This is a genomic window from Streptomyces sp. NPDC046881, assembly GCF_040645015.1.
Lineage (GTDB): Bacteria > Actinomycetota > Actinomycetes > Streptomycetales > Streptomycetaceae > Streptomyces.
The window spans coordinates 35,464-49,742 of the sequence record NZ_JBEYXJ010000012.1; the positions used below are offsets into that span (position 1 = coordinate 35,464).

Sequence of the window (14,279 nt, forward strand, 5' to 3'; positions counted from 1 at the left end):
GCCAACAGCCAAGGATTGCGTCATGCATGTGCGCGAACTCGCGGTTCCGGGAAGTTACGAATTCACGCCGGAACTCTTTCCCGACCGGCGTGGGGTGTTCGTCTCGCCGATGCAGGGGCCCCTCTTCCAGTCCCACGTCGGTCATGAATTCCAGGTGGCCCAGAGCAACATCAGCCGCTCGTCCCGCGGCGTGCTGCGCGGTATCCACTTCACCACGGCCCCGCCCGGGCAGGCGAAGTACGTCCACTGCGCCCACGGACGGGCCCTCGACTTCGTCGTGGACATCCGCGTCGGCTCGCCCACGTTCGGCGCGTGGGACTGCGTCGAGCTGGACGCCGAGTCCTTCCGCGCGGTCTACCTGCCCGTCGGCGTCGGCCACACCTTCCTGGCGCTGGAGGACGACACGATGATGTCGTACCTGATGTCGACCAGCTACGTGCCCGAGCTGGAGCAGGCGATAGACCCGTTCGACCCCACCCTCGCGCTTCCCTGGCCCGAGGGCCTCGACTTCGTCGTCTCCGACCGGGACCGTGCCGCGATGAGCCTGCAGGAGGCACTGGAGCGGGGGCTGCTGCCCGCGTACGAGGACTGCGTCGACGGGCGGGTGCCGGCGTGACCGGCGCGCCCGGGCGCACCCGCGTCGCGGTGCTCGGCGGCACCGGCTCGGTGGGCCGGCAGGTCTGCGCCGCCTTCGCGGAGCAGGGCCACGAGGTGGTCGTGGTCGCCCGCAGGCCGGCGCCGCACGTGGCGCCGTACCGGTTCGTGCCGCTCGACCTGGTGGCCGCCGACGGTGCCGCGCTGGCCGCGGTTCTGGCCCGCGAGGGCGTCGGCACGGTGGTCAACGCCGTCACCGGGTGGGGTGCCACCGACGAGGAGATGCACCGGCTCAACGTCCGGCCCGTCGAGCACGTCGTCGACGCGCTGCGCCGGCTGCCCGGCCGTCCGCGCCTGGTGCACGTCGGCACGCTGCACGAGTACGGCCCGGTGCCCGAGGGCAGCCCGATCCACGAGGAGCTGTCCCCGGCGCCGGAGAGCCGCTACGCGCGCGTGAAGCTCGCCGCCTCCCGGACGGTGCTCGACGCGAGCGGGCCCGACGGCATCGACGGTGTGGTGGTCCGGCTGGCCAACACCCTCGGACCGCACCCCGCGGCCGAGACCTTCCTGGGGTCGCTCGCCCGCCGGCTGCGGGGCACCGACCCGTCCGACGGGATCGAGCTGACGATCTCCGACGCCCGCCGGGACTACGTCGACGTACGGGACGCGGCGGAGGCGATCGTGCGCGCGGCGGTCCGGCCCGGGGTGCCGCGCCTGCTGAACATCGGCAGCGGGACCGCCGTCTCGGTCCGCTTCCTCGTGCGGGAGCTGCTGCGGGCCGCCGGCCTGCCCGCGGACACCGTCCGGGAGACCGGCGGCGCGGTGCACAGCCACGGCGGCGACTGGACCCGGGCCGACATCGCCCTGGCCGGCTCCGCGCTGGACTGGCGGCCCCGGTTCACCGTGGGCGCGTCCATGGCGGCCCTGTGGGACAGCCTCGGCGCCTGACGGCCGGACCGGCCGGGGGCGGGCCCTCGCCGGGTGGACGAGGCCCCGCCCCCGGGGCGTACGGCTCAGGCGCAGCAGGTCAGCGGACCGCCGTGGTAGTCCATCATCTCGCCGAAGATCACACCCATCTCCTTGAGCAGCACGTCGAAGTCGAGTTCCGCCTCCGGGGCGAGCTGCTCGGCGTAGGCGCGGTGCAGGTTGGCCACCAGCCGCTCCGGCTCGCCGAGGGCCGCGAACCGGCCGAGGTCGGCCTCGCGCGCCACGGCGAGCGGTGCCCGGCCCGCGGCGATGCCGTCCACGGCCAGCTGCCGCACCCAGCGCAGGTAGTCCTCGGTGACGTCGAGGAGTTCGGGTCCGCCCACCGGCCCGTGCCCGGTCACCACGGTCGTGGCGCCCAGGCCGCGCAGCTGCTCGATCACCTTCAGCGAGCCGGAGACCGAGCCGAGCGGCACGAACGGAGTGAAGCCGGACATGACGATGTCGCCCGTGAAGAGCACCTTGCGCTCGGGTATCCAGACGACGGTGTCGTTGGCGGTGTGCGCGAGCCCGAAGTGCATCAGCTCCGCGGTCAGTTCACCGACGTGCAGCGTCAGCCGGTCCCGGTAGGTGACCGAGGGCAGCCGCACCTCGATTCCGCCCCAGGCCACGTCCGGCCACAGCTCGGTCAGGTGCAGCCCGGCCCGGTCCATCTCGTCGCGGGCGTTGACGTGGGCGATGACGGTGGCCTCCGGGAAGAGCGAGTTCCCGAAGGTGTGGTCACCGTGCGAATGCGTGTTGACCAGGGCGAACGGCGCCGGACGGCCGTCCGCGAGCACCGCGCGGCGCAGGCGCTCGGCGCGCGCCCGGGTCGCGGCGGTGTCGATCAGCGCGACGGATCCGCCGGACGCGATGACGCCCGCGTTGTTGACGCACCAGCCGCCCTCCGGCTGGACGTAGGCGAAGACACCGTCGGCCACTTCCTGCAGGACGGGCTCATTGGCTGCGGGCTCATTGGCTGCTGGGGACACGAAAGCCTCCTAGACGTAACAGGGTTCCCGGCCATGGCGGCCGGACGGTCAGACCAGGTCGTATGCGGCGAGCGGCAGTTCCGGGACGTTCGACAGCACCGCTTGGTGCAGTCGTTGCAGCCGGTTGGAGGGTTCGACGCCGAGCTCGCCGATCAGGGTCTGCCGGAGGGTCCGGAAGACCTGCAGGGCCCGCCACGGCGCGCCCGAGCGCTGCAGGGCGATCATCAGCATGGCGCAGAAGTTCTCGTGCATCGGGGACTGGGCGACGAGCATCCGCAGCTCGGGAATGAGCATGGCGTGCCTGCCCAGGTGCAGGTCGGCGAGGATGCGCAGCTCCTGGGCGCGCATCCGGGCCTCCTCCATGCCCATCGCCTCCATCTCCAGCACCTGCCCGGCCGGTACGTCCATCAGGGCCGGCCCGTTCCACAGCTGGAGCGCGCGGCCGAGCAGGCGCGAGGAGGTCTCCGCGTCGCCGGCCGCGAGCATGGCGTCGCCCTCGGCGGTGAGCCGTTCGAACTCGCGCAGGTCGAAGCCGCCCGGTGCGATCGCGAGCTGGTAGCCGTTGAAGTGGGTGACCAGCAGGTCCTTCGCGTTGAGCGGGGAAGAGGCCGGGAGCGATCTGGCGATGAGCTTGCGCAGCTGCAGGATGTACGTCTGGAGCGTCGTGGTCCCGCTGCGCGGCACCTTGTCGCCCCAGATCTCCTGCATCAGCGTCGACACCGGCACCACGCGCCCGCACCGCAGCGCGAGCAGGGTGAGCACCTGCTTGGGCTTGCCGGCCGTCGGGACCACGGACCGGCCGCCGATGCGGACACCGACCGGGCCCAGCACGCTGATTTCCATCGTCTGCTCATCGAGCGCCTCTACCGGCCTGGGCGCCACTACGTCCTGAATGATTTCGATCCCCCTGGGACGGCCGCTGCGTGGGGGCAGCGGACAGATTTCCATGGCTGTTTCGCAGGAGCCTTCGAGCACCGGCCGGGTTGCGCAGGTCTGGCGCACCCCGTTCCCGGCCGGACCGCTTTGTGGTCTCCTCGACGTCACCGTTGTTCAGCCTCTGAAAGGCACCTTGAGGCTCACTTGAACGGCGTGCCGGAGCCGCCGGGCACCACCAGCTCAAGCGGAGTTCTAGTTCGCTGCGAACAGCCGGGTGCAGCATCGGCGCTCAAGCCGAGCCCAGGAGGCCAAAGATGCCCGAACGTATTTCACCCGAAGCGGGGATGGAACGGGCCGCACACGACATCGCTGCGCTCGCGGCCCGCCACGCCGGACGAGCCGAAGAGGAATGGCAACTCGGTCCCGAGGTGGTGCGCGCGATCACCTCGGCCGGATTCGCCCGCCACTTCGTGGCACCGGAGCACGGCGGTACGGCGGGCACCTTCGCGGAGTTCGCCGCCGCCGTCGCCGTGATCGGCGCGAAGTGCCCGGCGACGGCGTGGTGCGCGTCCCTGGCGGCCAGCATGGCCAGGATGGCCGGCTACCTGCCCGAGGAGGGCCGCAAGCGGGTGTGGCAGGACGGGCCCGACACCCTGATCGTCGGCGGGGTCTCCCCGGTCGGCCGGGCCCACGCCCACCAGGACGGCTGGCTGCTGACCGGCACGTGGCAGTACATCAGTGCCGCCGCCCACTCCGACTGGGCGCTGGTGTGCGGTGTCGCGGGGTCCGGTGCGCAGAGCGAGCCGCGGCTGTTCGCCCTCCCGCGCGCCGACTACCGGCTGGAGCGGACCTGGTCGGACGTCGGGATGCGGGCCACCGGCAGCGACACGCTCATCGCCGAGGACGTCTTCGTGCCCGCCGCGCTGAGCTTCCCGCTCGGCAGCCTCCTCGAAGGCGCCGCCGGCCCCTCCGCACCCGGCTGCCACCACGTTCCCCTGACGGCGGTGAACGGGCTCTTCTTCGCCCTGCCCATCCTCGGTGCCGCCGAGGGCGCGCTCGGCCTGTGGTCGGCGTACGCGGCGGAGAAGATCCGCTCGTGGTCCCCGCGCCGGCCCGGGCCGTCCCGCGGGTTCTACGAGGAGACCCTCGCCCGCACCTCCGGCACGATCGACGCGGCCCGCGCGCTGCTGGAACGGGCCGCCCGCGTCGCCGACCTGGGCGCGCGGGCCACCCCCCTGGAGCGGGCCCGCAACCAGCGGGACTCCGCGCTCGCCGCGGACCTCCTGGTGAGCGCGGTCAACCAGCTGTTCCGGGCCTCGGGCACCGCGGGACACAGCGTGCACCACCCCTTGCAGCGGCTCTGGCGCGACGCCAACTCCGCCGCGGGCCACGTGGTGCTGCAGCCGGGGCCGGCCGCGGCGTCGTACGCCGTCAGCGCCCTGGGGCTCGACGGCTGACGGGCCGCTGCCGGCGGCGGGCGGCGCCGGCCCCCGCGGCTACCGCATCGTCCCGACGCTCCGGTAGACGGCCTCGATGAGCCGGCGGGGCCGGTCGTCCAGCGTGCCCATCACCGGCGAGCCGGCGTTCTGCATGTAGCCGAAGGCCAGGTCGTGCTCGGGGTCGGCGAACAGGTAGGAGCCGTTGGCGGCGCTCAGACCGAAGGCGGTGGTCAGTCCGGCCGACGCCGGGAAGACCGCGTGGTCGGGCAGCTGCACGCCCAGACCCCAGTTGCAGTCGGTCTGTGTCACCAGGCAGTGGCCCTTGGAGTGCATGCGCGTCATCTCGGCGAGCAGCTCCGGGCCCAGCAGGCGCGTTCCGTCGACCTCGCCGATCAGCGCGGCCATGAAACGGGCCAGCGACCGCGCGCTCGCCCGGCCGCCGTAGGAGGGGTCCTCCCAGGCCGGGTCGAGCGCCGTCACGTCCAGGGCCAGGCTGCCCATCATCGCCCGGTAGGTCAGCGTGCTCGGGTCGAGGAAGGCGGCCAGCTCGCGGTCCTCGCCGGCGAAGAGCGCCTCGGCCTTGGAGGTGAACATGGTCGCCAGGTGGACGGACCCGGCGTCCGGCACCCCGATGTGGCAGTCGAGGCCCAGCGGCCCGGCGATCTCCTCGGCGAAGTACCTGCCGACCGTGTGCCCGGTGCGCCGCCGCAGCAGCTCGCTGACCAGGTAGCCGAAGGTGATCCCGTGGTACCCGTGCGCGGTGTCCGGCTCCCACTCCGGCCGGGCGCCGGCGAGCGCCTCGGCGATCGGCAGATGGGTGCGCATGGCCTCGTTGGTGATCGGCGCGTGGTCCAGGCACACCACACCGGAGCGGTGGGCGAGCACCATCCGCAGGGTGATCCCCGCCTTGCCGTGTGCCGCGAACTCCGGCCAGTACCGGGCGATCGGGGTGTCGAGGTCGAGCAGCCCCTGCTCCACCAGCCGCAACGCCGCCACGGCGACCAGCGCCTTGGTCGGCGAGGCCAGCACCCCCAGCGTGTCGGGACGCCAGGGATCCACCCGGTCCCCGTCCGCGAACCCGCCCCACAGATCGACCACCGGCTCGCCCCGGTGATAGACGCACACCCCGGCGCCCACCTCCGCACCCGCGGCGAAGTTCGCCTCGAACGCCTCGGCGACCCCGGCGAAGCCGTCCGCCGCCCAGCCACCTCGCGGAGACCCGCTCATCGTGTCCCACCTCCGTATCCACGCCTGATCGCCTACGACAGTCGCTGCCCGCGCTCGTGGTTCGCTCGACTCTCGGCAACGCGGCGCTCGGGCGGGACCGGCTTCCGCCGTCCTTCGAGCGGGCGTCGAGGCCGTACCGCGAGGGTGGCATGGTCACCCCAGCCCCCAACCACGGAGAACGCCAGGTGCTGAGAGTCGGAGTCATGGGCTGCGCCGAGATCGCGCGGCGCCGCATGCTGCCCGCCATGCGGGCGCATCCGCTCATCGAGGTCGCGGCGGTCGCCAGCCGGGATGCCGCCAAGGCGGCCGAGACGGCCGGCCTCTTCGGCTGCCGGCCGGTCGTCGGGTACGACACCCTGCTGGCGGACGACACCGTCCAGGCCGTGTACGTCCCGCTGCCCGCCGCGCTGCACGCCCGCTGGGTCGAGGCGGCGCTGGCGGCGGGCAAACACGTGCTCGCCGAGAAGCCGCTCACCACGGATCCGGCCTGCACCCGCGAGCTGCTCGACCAGGCCCGCGCCCGGGGCCTGGTGCTGATGGAGAACGTCATGTTCGTCCACCACGGCCGGCACGAGGTGGTCCGCCGACTGGTGGCGGACGGCGCGATCGGCGAACTGCGCGCGCTGCACGTGACGTTCACGATCCCGCGACTGCCCGACGACGACATCCGCCACCAGCCCGAACTCGGCGGCGGCAGCCTCTTCGACGTCGGGGTCTACCCGGTCCGCGCGGCCGTGCACCTGCTGCCGGGGCCGCTGGAGGTCCGGGGCGCCGTCCTCGAACGCGGTCCCGGCCGCCGGGTCGACACCGCCGGTGCCGCGCTGCTGCGGTCGCCCGACGGGGTCGTCGCGCACCTGACCTTCGGCATGGAGGACGCCTACCGGTCCCGGTACGAGCTGTCGGGCAGCACCGGCCGCATCCTCGTCGACCGCGCCTTCACCCCGCCCGCGGACCACGCCCCGCAGATCGTCGTCGAGACCCGGGACGGCATCCGGACGCACACGCTGCCGCCGGACGACCAGGTAGCCAACACCCTCGACGCGTTCGTCGCGGCGGTACGCACCGGCCACCTGTCACCGGCCGACTCCCTGGCCCAGGCCGACCTCCTCGCCACCATCCGCCAGACGGCCGTCCCATCCCGCTGACGAGGCTCAGAGGGCCACCAGCTCCTGGCCGGAAGGGAGCACTTCGGCCGGCTCCGCGTGTTGGTCGCGGCGGTGCGGGCCGGAGGGCTGCCTGTCCCGGGCCGCCCTGCTCACCGCCGTCCGGCCCGTCCCGCCGGCGAGGCTCAGGGGGCCGCCAACTCCTCGACCGAGCGGAGCACTTCGGCCGGTCCGGGAAGTGCGGTCATCTCCGTGGCCAGCTCGCGGGAGCGTTCGGTGTACGACGGCTGGGACACCAGCCGGTGGCAGGCGGCGGCGACGGCTTCGGGAGTGTCCTGTCCGGGCAGCAGGGTGACGGCCGCGCCGAACGCGGACAGCCGCTGCGAATGCGGTTCCAGCTTCGGCATGTTGGGCACCACCAGCTGCGGCACCCCCGCCTGCATCGCCGTGAGGGCCGTCTGGCCGCCGCCCGCGTGCACCAGCGCACGGCAGGTGCGCAGCACGGTGGCCAGCGGCAGCCAGCCCGCCCGCACCTCGGGCCGCCGGGCGGTCAGGGCCGCCGCGACCTCGTCCGGCGCGGCGATGACCACCTCCGCCCGGGCGTCGGTCCGCGCCACCTCGGCCACCAGCCGTTCCAGGTGGTCGACGTCCTGCTCACCGCTGACCCGGCTGCCTGCCGTGACACAGATCCGGGGCCGGTCGGTGGCGGTGTACATCCACGGCTCGAGCCGGCGCTGCCGCCCCGTGGGCACGAAGCGCATCACCGCGCCGGCCGGCGCGTCCGGTGCGAGCACGCTCGGCGGGCAGATGTGGATCCACAGCTGTGGATCGGGCAGGCGGGTCAGACCGAGCCGGGCCAGCTCCGGAGCGAGTTCCTCCGCGGCGCCGTGATCCATCTCCACCGGCTCGCCCATGTCCCAGGCGTGACGGACGTAGGGCACGCCCAGCTCCACGGCGAGCAGCGCGGCGGCGAAGGAGAGGGTGCCGCCGACGACGACGTCCGGACGCCAGTCCCGGCTGAGTGCGCGCAGGGCCGGCAGGCTGCCGGCCGCCAGCCGCCCGAACCCGTGGCCGCCGAAGCGCAGCCGGGTCGCGGTGTCGGCGGGCAGTTCGAGCGGGGTGCCGTCCCGGGTCTCGAACATGTACGCGCGCATGCTCCGGCGCGTGGCAGGCAACCCCGGCAGCCCTGCCTCCAGGACCACCGGCACCATGTCCTCGGTGGCCGCCACCACCACGTCGTGGCCGGCGTTGCGCGCGGCCGTCGCGAGCGGGGCGAGCGCGAACACCGTGGCCGGGCTGCCGGCGGCCACGAAGAGCATCCTCAACGAACGTGCCATGCCGGAGTGGCTCCTTCCGTCCTTGTCCATGCGGTCCGGCACAGCCTGCGCGAAGGCGCCTGAACAACGGTGTATCCGCGATCGAGCACGCCCGGATCTTTGCTGGTGGACACGTCCGAGCGCGCCAGCCTATGATCAAAAGACCCGCAGATATGTGCGCATTACAACAATTTGTGCGCGGATAGCCGCGGAAGTACTACGGGGGTAGAGAACCATCAGGCACCACTGCGCAGTCGTACCTACCGCAAATCACCGCATCAAAACCATGGAGCTCGGCCTGCTCGGGCCCATGACCGTGACCATCAACGGCACCTCGATCGTCCCCACCGCGAGAAAGCCCAGGCAGCTGCTGGCGCTGCTCGCCGTCCGCTGCGGCCGGATCACTCCGGTCCCGACCCTCGTCGACGAGGTCTGGGGCACCGACATCCCGCGCAGCAGCGCTTGCACATTGCAGACATACATCCTCCAGCTGCGGCGGCTCATCACCCTGTCGCTGGACACGGACTCCCGCCGGGACGCCAAGGACTTAATCGTCACCCACTTCAACGGCTACCAGCTGATGGCCGACCCGACCTACTCGGATCTTCGCGAGTTCGAACGGCTCTCGGTCGAGGGTGACGCCGCGCTGGCAACGGGTGACGCCGCCGGCGCCTCCCGCCTGCTCGGCCGCGCGCTGGCCCTGTGGCGCGGCCCCGCCCTGATGGACGTACCGGCCGGACAGGTGCTCCACTCCGAGATCATCGGCCTGGAGGAGAGCCGGATGCGGGTGCTCGAACGCCGCATCGTCGCCGACCTCATGCTGGGCAGGCACGCCACGCTCGTGCCCGAGTTGCAGACGCTCGTCGCCCAGAACCCGTTCCACGAGAACCTGTGCGCCATGCTCATGGTCGCCCTGCACCGCTCCGGGGCCACCTGGCGGGCGCTGGCCGCCTTCCGGGACCTGCGGGACGGCCTGGTGCGGGAACTGGGGGTCGAGCCCTCGTACCGGCTGCAGAGACTGCACCAGGAGGTGCTGGAGAACGCCTCCGCCCTCTGCCTGGGCGACTTCGGCCTCACGCCGGACGCCGGGTACGCCGGCCTGGCACGCTGACGTACCGCTGGACACCGCTCGGCCGAGGCCGGCAGACCCCGGACACACCGGGGGCTGCCGGCCTCGGCCGTCGTGCGTACGGCCGTCAGCCGGCGTTCGCGACCGCGCTGTTGGCCCGGTCGAGCAGCGCCCGCGGGGTGTCGGTGGCGAACAGCTCGTCGTCGGGGATCTCGATGCCGAACTCGCGCTGCAGGACGGCCGCGGTCTCCATCAGGGCCAGCGAGTCGTAGCCCAGCTCCTCGAAGGTCAGGTCCAGGATCTCCCGGTCCGGCCGGCCCGCGTCGTCGATGCCGGCGCACCGGACCAGGACGTCGCGCAGTTCGTCCGCCGTGATGGGCTTGCTCATGGTGTTTCCTCGTTTCCGAAGTCGTCGAAGTCGTCGAAGTCGCAGGGGTGCCAGGTCGCTCAGTCGCCCAGGGCGCTGACGACGATCGCCGTGTTGAAGCCCCACTTGCCGCGGGCGAGCACGAGGGCGTGGGACACGGGCCGGTAGCGCGGCTCGCCGCGGACCAGGTCCAGCCGGTAGCCGGCGGGCACCTCGCCGACGTGGGCGGTCGCCGGGATCACGCCGTCGCGGATGGACAGCAGCGCGGTGACCACGTCCAGCGGTCCGCCGCCGGAGTAGAGGCGGCCGGTCAGCGCCTTGGGGGCGGTCACCGGAACGCCGGACGGCCCGAAGACGGCGCAGATCGCCTCCGCCTCCTGCCGGTCCAGCTCGCCGACACCGGCCGCGTCGGCGAACACCACGTCCACCTCGCCGGCGGACAGACCGGCGTCCCGCAGCGCCAGCTCGATCGCCCGGCGCAGCGCCGGCGGACGCGGCGAACCGGGAGCCGGGTCGAACGTGGCGGCGTACCCGGTGATCGCGCCGTACACCTGGCCGGCGCCCCGGCGACGGGCCGCCGCCAGGTCCTCCATGACCAGCAGGGCACCGCCCTCACCCGGGATGTAGCCGTCGGCCCGCACGTCGAAGGGCCGGTAGGAGGTGGCACTCACCCGGCCGCCGGAGAGCTGGGAGGCCCAGCCCCACGGGTCGAGGGCGGAGTCCACACCGCCGGTGACGACCAGGCCCGTGCCCTGGCGGACGGCCCGCCGGGCGTGGCCGATCGCGTCCAGACCGCCCGCCTGCTCGGCGACCAGCGCCTTGTTGGGGCCGCGCATGCCGTGCCGGATCGAGATCTGGCCGGTGTTGACCGCGTAGAACCAGGCGAACGACTCGTAGACGCTCACGTGCTCCGGCCCCTTGGACCACAGCTTCGCCAGCTCCCGGTGGGTGAACTCGAACCCGCCCAGGGCGTTGGAGGTCACCACGGACATGTCGTAGTCGACCAGCTCCGACGGCTGCACCGCGGCGTCGGCGAGCGCCCAGTCGGCGGCGGCCAGCGCGTACCGCGTGGAGATGTCGGTCTGCGGCAGCAGCCGCGCCGAGATGTGTTCCTCGGAGTCGAAGTCCAGCACCTCGCCCGCGCGCCGGGCCGCGTACGGCGTGGCGTCGAACCGGGTGATCTCCGCGATCCCGTCGCGGCCGTCCAGCGTGGCCTTCCAGTAGTCCTCGGTGCCGACCCCGTTGGGGGCCACCACACCGAGTCCCGTCACGACAGCGGTGGTCATCGGGTCCCTCCCGGCCGGTTCAGCACGACTGCGCTCTGGAATCCACCGAAGCCGCTGCCCACGCTCAGCACGGTGTCCACCGTCTTCTCCCGCGCGGTGACCGGCACGTAGTCGAGGTCGCACTGCGGGTCGGCCTCGTGCAGGTTGGCGGTCGGCGGTACGGCACCGTTCTTCATCGCCAGCAGACAGGCGGCGAGTTCGATGGAGCCGATCGCGCCCAGCGAGTGACCGACCATCGACTTGATCGAGCTGACCGGCACCTCGTACGCGTGGTGCCCGAGGCTGCGCTTCAGCGCGGCGGTCTCGTGCCAGTCGTTCTGCTTGGTGCCCGAGCCGTGCGCGTTGACGTAGTCGAGGTCCTCGGCGTTCTTGCCCGCCTCGGCCAGCGCGGCGCCTATCGCCTCGGCCATCTCCCGGCCGTCCTTCTTCAGGCCCGTCATGTGGTACGCGTTACCGCGGGTGGCGTAGCCGCTCACCTCGGCGTAGATGTGCGCTCCCCGCTCCAGGGCGTGGTCGAGGGTCTCCAGCACGAACATGGCCGAGCCCTCGGCCAGCACGAACCCGTTGCGGGAGGCGTCGAAGGGCCGCGACGCGTGCGCGGGGTCGTCGTTGTACGTGGTCGTGGCCTTGATCGCGTCGAAACAGGCGACGACGATCGGGGTGACCGGGGTGTCGGTGGCACCCGCCAGCATGATGTCCGCCGTGCCCTCCCGGATCACCTGCACGGCGTTGCCGATCGCGTCGAGCCCGGACGTGCAGCCGTTGGACACCATCGTCACCGGGCCCTCGGCCCCGATCCGCCAGGCCAGTTCGGCCGGCATGATCCCCGGGGTGAGGTAGTCGAACATGTGCGGGGACAGGTACTCGGGGCTCACCGCCCAGTGCCGCCCCGCGTCGGAGAGCACCTGGTACTCGACGTCCAGGCTGGTGGAGGCGGCCACCGCGCTGCCCAGGCTGACACCGACCCGGTACGGATCCAGACGCTCCACCTCCAGGCCGCTGTCCGCGATCGCGTCGCCGGCGCACACGGCGGCGAACTGCGCGGACCGGTCCATGCGACGGATCTCTCTGGCGCTCAACCCCTCGGCGACCGGGTCGAAGTCGCACTCGCCGGCCACCTGGGACCGGTAGGGCGAGGGGTCGAAGAAGCTGATCCGGCGGGTCGCGGTGCGACCCGCGCTCAGCAGGTCCCAGAACTCCTCGGTTCCGGACGCCCCCGGTGCGCGGACCCCCATTCCGGTGATCACGACGCGTCTGGACATATGACAGTTCCTTCCTGGAAGTTGGGAGGAATGCTCGCGGCTGTCGCTTGAGAACAGCTCGACTTCTGGCCTCGGACGGAAAGCGCCACGGGTCACACCGGACTTTTCCCGGCGCTTTCCTCGGCAGGCAGAGAACGAAAGGCGCGACCGCAGTAGACCAGTGGCTGCCCGGAAAACACCTCGGAGCGCCGGACCAGCCCCACCAGGATCACGTGGTCGCCGCCGTCGAGCCGGTCGACCAGCTCGCATTCCATGCGGGCGAGCACGCCGTCCAGGAGCGGCACCCGGTCCAGCCCCGGCGTGGACACCAGACCCGCGTACTTGTCCACCCCCTTGGTGGCGAACCGCTCGGCCAGTCCTGCCTGGTCGTCGCGGAGCAGGTGCACGGCCATCGCCTCGGCGCGGTCGAACGCGGGGTGGCAGTCGGCACTCCGGTCGAGGCACACCAGCACCAGCGGCGGACGCGCCGACAGCGACGAAAAGGCCGTCGCGGTGAATCCCCGCCGCACTCCGTCGCCGTCCACGGTGGTCACCACGGCGACACCGCTCGGCCAGTGCGCCAGGCAGTCGCGCAGTGCCGCCGAGCCGTCCTCGGCACACTCGGTGATCGTCATTGAATTCTGGTTCACCCCCCATGGAAATGGCCTTCACCGACACCGTTTCAACGGCATCTCACTCATTGCTTGAATCCCACTCGAACCGGCATTTCCGCCGGGCGTCGAGCGGGATTCGAGGGGGTTTTGAGGGGGGTGTGGTGACGGGGTGTGGTGGCTGGCGGGCGGAAGGAGATTCCGGCGGGGCGGAACGGGGCACGTCGAGCGGGATTCGAACCCGGCTCGAGCCGCGTGCCGGAGTGTGGCCCCATGAGGGACATACGTTGGCTGGTCACGGGCGCCGGCGGGATGCTCGGCCGGGACCTGTGCTCGGTGCTGGGGCGTTCCGGCGAGGACGTCACCGCGGCCACCCGGGCCGATCTCGACATCACGGACCCGGACGCCGTGCGCCGGGCGGTCCGCGGACACGACGTCGTGGTGAACTGCGCGGCCTGGACGGACGTGGACGGCGCCGAGACGGCCGAGGACAGGGCCACCGCGGTCAACGGCACCGGCGTCCGCCACCTCGCCGCCGCCTGCGCCGGAACGGGGACCCGGCTGCTCCACGTCTCCACCGACTACGTCCTGCCGGGAGACGCCACCGACCCGTACCCGGAATCCGCACCGACCGGTCCGGTCAACGCCTACGGCCGCTCCAAGCTGGCCGGCGAGCAGGCCGTCGCCGAGCTGCTGCCGGAGCACGGCTACACGGTCCGCACGGCCTGGCTGTACGGCGAGCACGGCCCCAACTTCGTGGCCACCATGCTCCGGCTCGCCGCCCGGCGGGACACCGTGGACGTGGTCGACGACCAGCGCGGTCAGCCCACCTGGTCGTACGCCCTGGCCCGCACACTGGCGGAACTCGGCCGAGCCGCCCACACCGGCCGGGCCCCGGCCGGCGTGTACCACGGCACCGCCGGCGGCAGCACCAGCTGGTTCGGCCTGGCCCAGGAGACCTACCGCCTGACCGGCCTGGACCCGGCCCGCATCCGCCCGATCCCCTCCTCGGCCTTCCCGTCCCCGACCCGCCGCCCCACGTACAGCGTCCTGGCCCACGACAACTGGCCCACGGCCGGCCTGTCCCCCCTGCCCGACTGGCAACAGTCCCTCTCCGAGGCCCTGCGCCGCCCGGCCTTCAGGACCCTGGTTCCACCGCGGACATCACCCTGACGCAGGGAACCCGGTCCTTGGG

The 14,279-nt window shown here is 72.5% G+C and carries 14 protein-coding genes; 6 read left to right on the plus strand and 8 right to left on the minus strand.

The features are described 5' to 3' along the window. Positions 1 to 22: 22 nt before the first annotated feature. Together ABZ923_RS08815 and ABZ923_RS08820 are read left to right on the plus strand one after the other, a co-directional pair. On the plus strand, positions 23 to 616 hold the full coding sequence (locus tag ABZ923_RS08815) for a dTDP-4-dehydrorhamnose 3,5-epimerase family protein (RefSeq protein ID WP_361468606.1): 594 nt from the start codon (positions 23 to 25) through the stop codon (positions 614 to 616). Further along, complete coding sequence (locus tag ABZ923_RS08820; protein ID WP_361468609.1) at positions 613 to 1,542, plus strand: NAD(P)-dependent oxidoreductase; 930 nt, start codon at positions 613 to 615, stop codon at positions 1,540 to 1,542. The genes ABZ923_RS08815 and ABZ923_RS08820 overlap by 4 nt, the downstream gene beginning before the upstream one ends. A 65-nt stretch (positions 1,543 to 1,607) precedes the next feature. Here ABZ923_RS08820 and ABZ923_RS08825 read toward each other — a convergent pair whose 3' ends face one another. Together ABZ923_RS08825 and ABZ923_RS08830 are read right to left on the minus strand one after the other, a co-directional pair. Then, positions 1,608 to 2,549: an MBL fold metallo-hydrolase gene (locus tag ABZ923_RS08825; RefSeq protein ID WP_361468612.1), complete on the minus strand. Its 942-nt coding sequence runs from the start codon at positions 2,547 to 2,549 to the stop codon at positions 1,608 to 1,610. A gap of 48 nt (positions 2,550 to 2,597) precedes the next feature. After that, positions 2,598 to 3,392 (minus strand): AfsR/SARP family transcriptional regulator, encoded by a 795-nt coding sequence (locus tag ABZ923_RS08830; protein ID WP_361468614.1) that lies wholly within the window; start codon positions 3,390 to 3,392, stop codon positions 2,598 to 2,600. A 347-nt stretch (positions 3,393 to 3,739) separates the two neighbouring features. On the opposite strand from ABZ923_RS08830, the gene ABZ923_RS08835 reads away from it, so the two are divergent. Then, a complete protein-coding gene (locus ABZ923_RS08835; RefSeq protein WP_361468616.1) occupies positions 3,740 to 4,882 on the plus strand; it encodes a hydrolase in 1,143 nt (380 codons plus the stop codon). Between the two features lie 39 nt (positions 4,883 to 4,921). On the opposite strand, the gene ABZ923_RS08840 is transcribed toward ABZ923_RS08835, so the two are convergent. Then, complete coding sequence (locus tag ABZ923_RS08840; protein WP_361468619.1) at positions 4,922 to 6,091, minus strand: serine hydrolase domain-containing protein; 1,170 nt, start codon at positions 6,089 to 6,091, stop codon at positions 4,922 to 4,924. Between the two features lie 149 nt (positions 6,092 to 6,240). Between ABZ923_RS08840 and ABZ923_RS08845 the strand changes: the two genes are divergently transcribed. After that, complete coding sequence (locus ABZ923_RS08845) at positions 6,241 to 7,236, plus strand: Gfo/Idh/MocA family oxidoreductase (RefSeq protein ID WP_361468622.1); 996 nt, start codon at positions 6,241 to 6,243, stop codon at positions 7,234 to 7,236. A 143-nt stretch (positions 7,237 to 7,379) separates the two neighbouring features. Here the strand turns inward: ABZ923_RS08845 and ABZ923_RS08850 are convergent, their stop codons facing one another. Next, positions 7,380 to 8,531, minus strand: coding sequence for a glycosyltransferase (locus ABZ923_RS08850; protein ID WP_361468625.1), 1,152 nt, complete (start codon positions 8,529 to 8,531; stop codon positions 7,380 to 7,382). A gap of 265 nt (positions 8,532 to 8,796) precedes the next feature. On the opposite strand from ABZ923_RS08850, the gene ABZ923_RS08855 reads away from it, so the two are divergent. After that, positions 8,797 to 9,621 (plus strand): AfsR/SARP family transcriptional regulator, encoded by an 825-nt coding sequence (locus ABZ923_RS08855; protein WP_361468628.1) that lies wholly within the window; start codon positions 8,797 to 8,799, stop codon positions 9,619 to 9,621. An 85-nt stretch (positions 9,622 to 9,706) separates the two neighbouring features. Here the strand turns inward: ABZ923_RS08855 and ABZ923_RS08860 are convergent, their stop codons facing one another. The 4 genes from ABZ923_RS08860 to ABZ923_RS08875 form a co-directional block, all read right to left on the minus strand. Next, positions 9,707 to 9,967: an acyl carrier protein gene (locus tag ABZ923_RS08860; RefSeq protein WP_361468631.1), complete on the minus strand. Its 261-nt coding sequence runs from the start codon at positions 9,965 to 9,967 to the stop codon at positions 9,707 to 9,709. A gap of 59 nt (positions 9,968 to 10,026) precedes the next feature. Beyond that, entirely contained in the window at positions 10,027 to 11,232 is a 1,206-nt protein-coding gene (locus ABZ923_RS08865; RefSeq protein ID WP_361468633.1) for a ketosynthase chain-length factor, read from the minus strand. Next, on the minus strand, positions 11,229 to 12,494 hold the full coding sequence (locus ABZ923_RS08870) for a beta-ketoacyl-[acyl-carrier-protein] synthase family protein (protein WP_361468635.1): 1,266 nt from the start codon (positions 12,492 to 12,494) through the stop codon (positions 11,229 to 11,231). Before ABZ923_RS08870 ends, ABZ923_RS08865 begins: the two co-directional genes overlap by 4 nt. A gap of 92 nt (positions 12,495 to 12,586) precedes the next feature. Further along, positions 12,587 to 13,108, minus strand: coding sequence for a flavin reductase family protein (locus ABZ923_RS08875; RefSeq protein ID WP_361468637.1), 522 nt, complete (start codon positions 13,106 to 13,108; stop codon positions 12,587 to 12,589). Between the two features lie 249 nt (positions 13,109 to 13,357). Here ABZ923_RS08875 and rfbD point away from each other — a divergent pair, with 249 nt between their 5' ends. Further along, positions 13,358 to 14,257 (plus strand): dTDP-4-dehydrorhamnose reductase, encoded by a 900-nt coding sequence (rfbD, locus tag ABZ923_RS08880; RefSeq protein WP_361468640.1) that lies wholly within the window; start codon positions 13,358 to 13,360, stop codon positions 14,255 to 14,257. Positions 14,258 to 14,279: the final 22 nt, after the last annotated feature.

Excerpts from the sequence above, each read along its gene's own strand:
- ABZ923_RS08815 (WP_361468606.1), top strand. The coding sequence starts at position 23 with ATGCATGTGCGCGAACTCGCGGTTCCGGGAAGTTACGAATTCACGCCG.
- ABZ923_RS08830 (WP_361468614.1), bottom strand. The coding sequence starts at position 3,392 with ATGGAAATCAGCGTGCTGGGCCCGGTCGGTGTCCGCATCGGCGGCCGG.
- ABZ923_RS08835 (WP_361468616.1), top strand. The coding sequence starts at position 3,740 with ATGCCCGAACGTATTTCACCCGAAGCGGGGATGGAACGGGCCGCACAC.
- ABZ923_RS08840 (WP_361468619.1), bottom strand. The coding sequence starts at position 6,091 with ATGAGCGGGTCTCCGCGAGGTGGCTGGGCGGCGGACGGCTTCGCCGGG.
- ABZ923_RS08845 (WP_361468622.1), top strand. The coding sequence starts at position 6,241 with ATGGTCACCCCAGCCCCCAACCACGGAGAACGCCAGGTGCTGAGAGTC.
- ABZ923_RS08850 (WP_361468625.1), bottom strand. The coding sequence starts at position 8,531 with ATGGCACGTTCGTTGAGGATGCTCTTCGTGGCCGCCGGCAGCCCGGCC.
- ABZ923_RS08855 (WP_361468628.1), top strand. The coding sequence starts at position 8,797 with ATGGAGCTCGGCCTGCTCGGGCCCATGACCGTGACCATCAACGGCACC.
- ABZ923_RS08860 (WP_361468631.1), bottom strand. The coding sequence starts at position 9,967 with ATGAGCAAGCCCATCACGGCGGACGAACTGCGCGACGTCCTGGTCCGG.
- ABZ923_RS08865 (WP_361468633.1), bottom strand. The coding sequence starts at position 11,232 with ATGACCACCGCTGTCGTGACGGGACTCGGTGTGGTGGCCCCCAACGGG.
- ABZ923_RS08870 (WP_361468635.1), bottom strand. The coding sequence starts at position 12,494 with ATGTCCAGACGCGTCGTGATCACCGGAATGGGGGTCCGCGCACCGGGG.
- ABZ923_RS08875 (WP_361468637.1), bottom strand. The coding sequence starts at position 13,108 with ATGACGATCACCGAGTGTGCCGAGGACGGCTCGGCGGCACTGCGCGAC.
- rfbD (WP_361468640.1), top strand. The coding sequence starts at position 13,358 with ATGAGGGACATACGTTGGCTGGTCACGGGCGCCGGCGGGATGCTCGGC.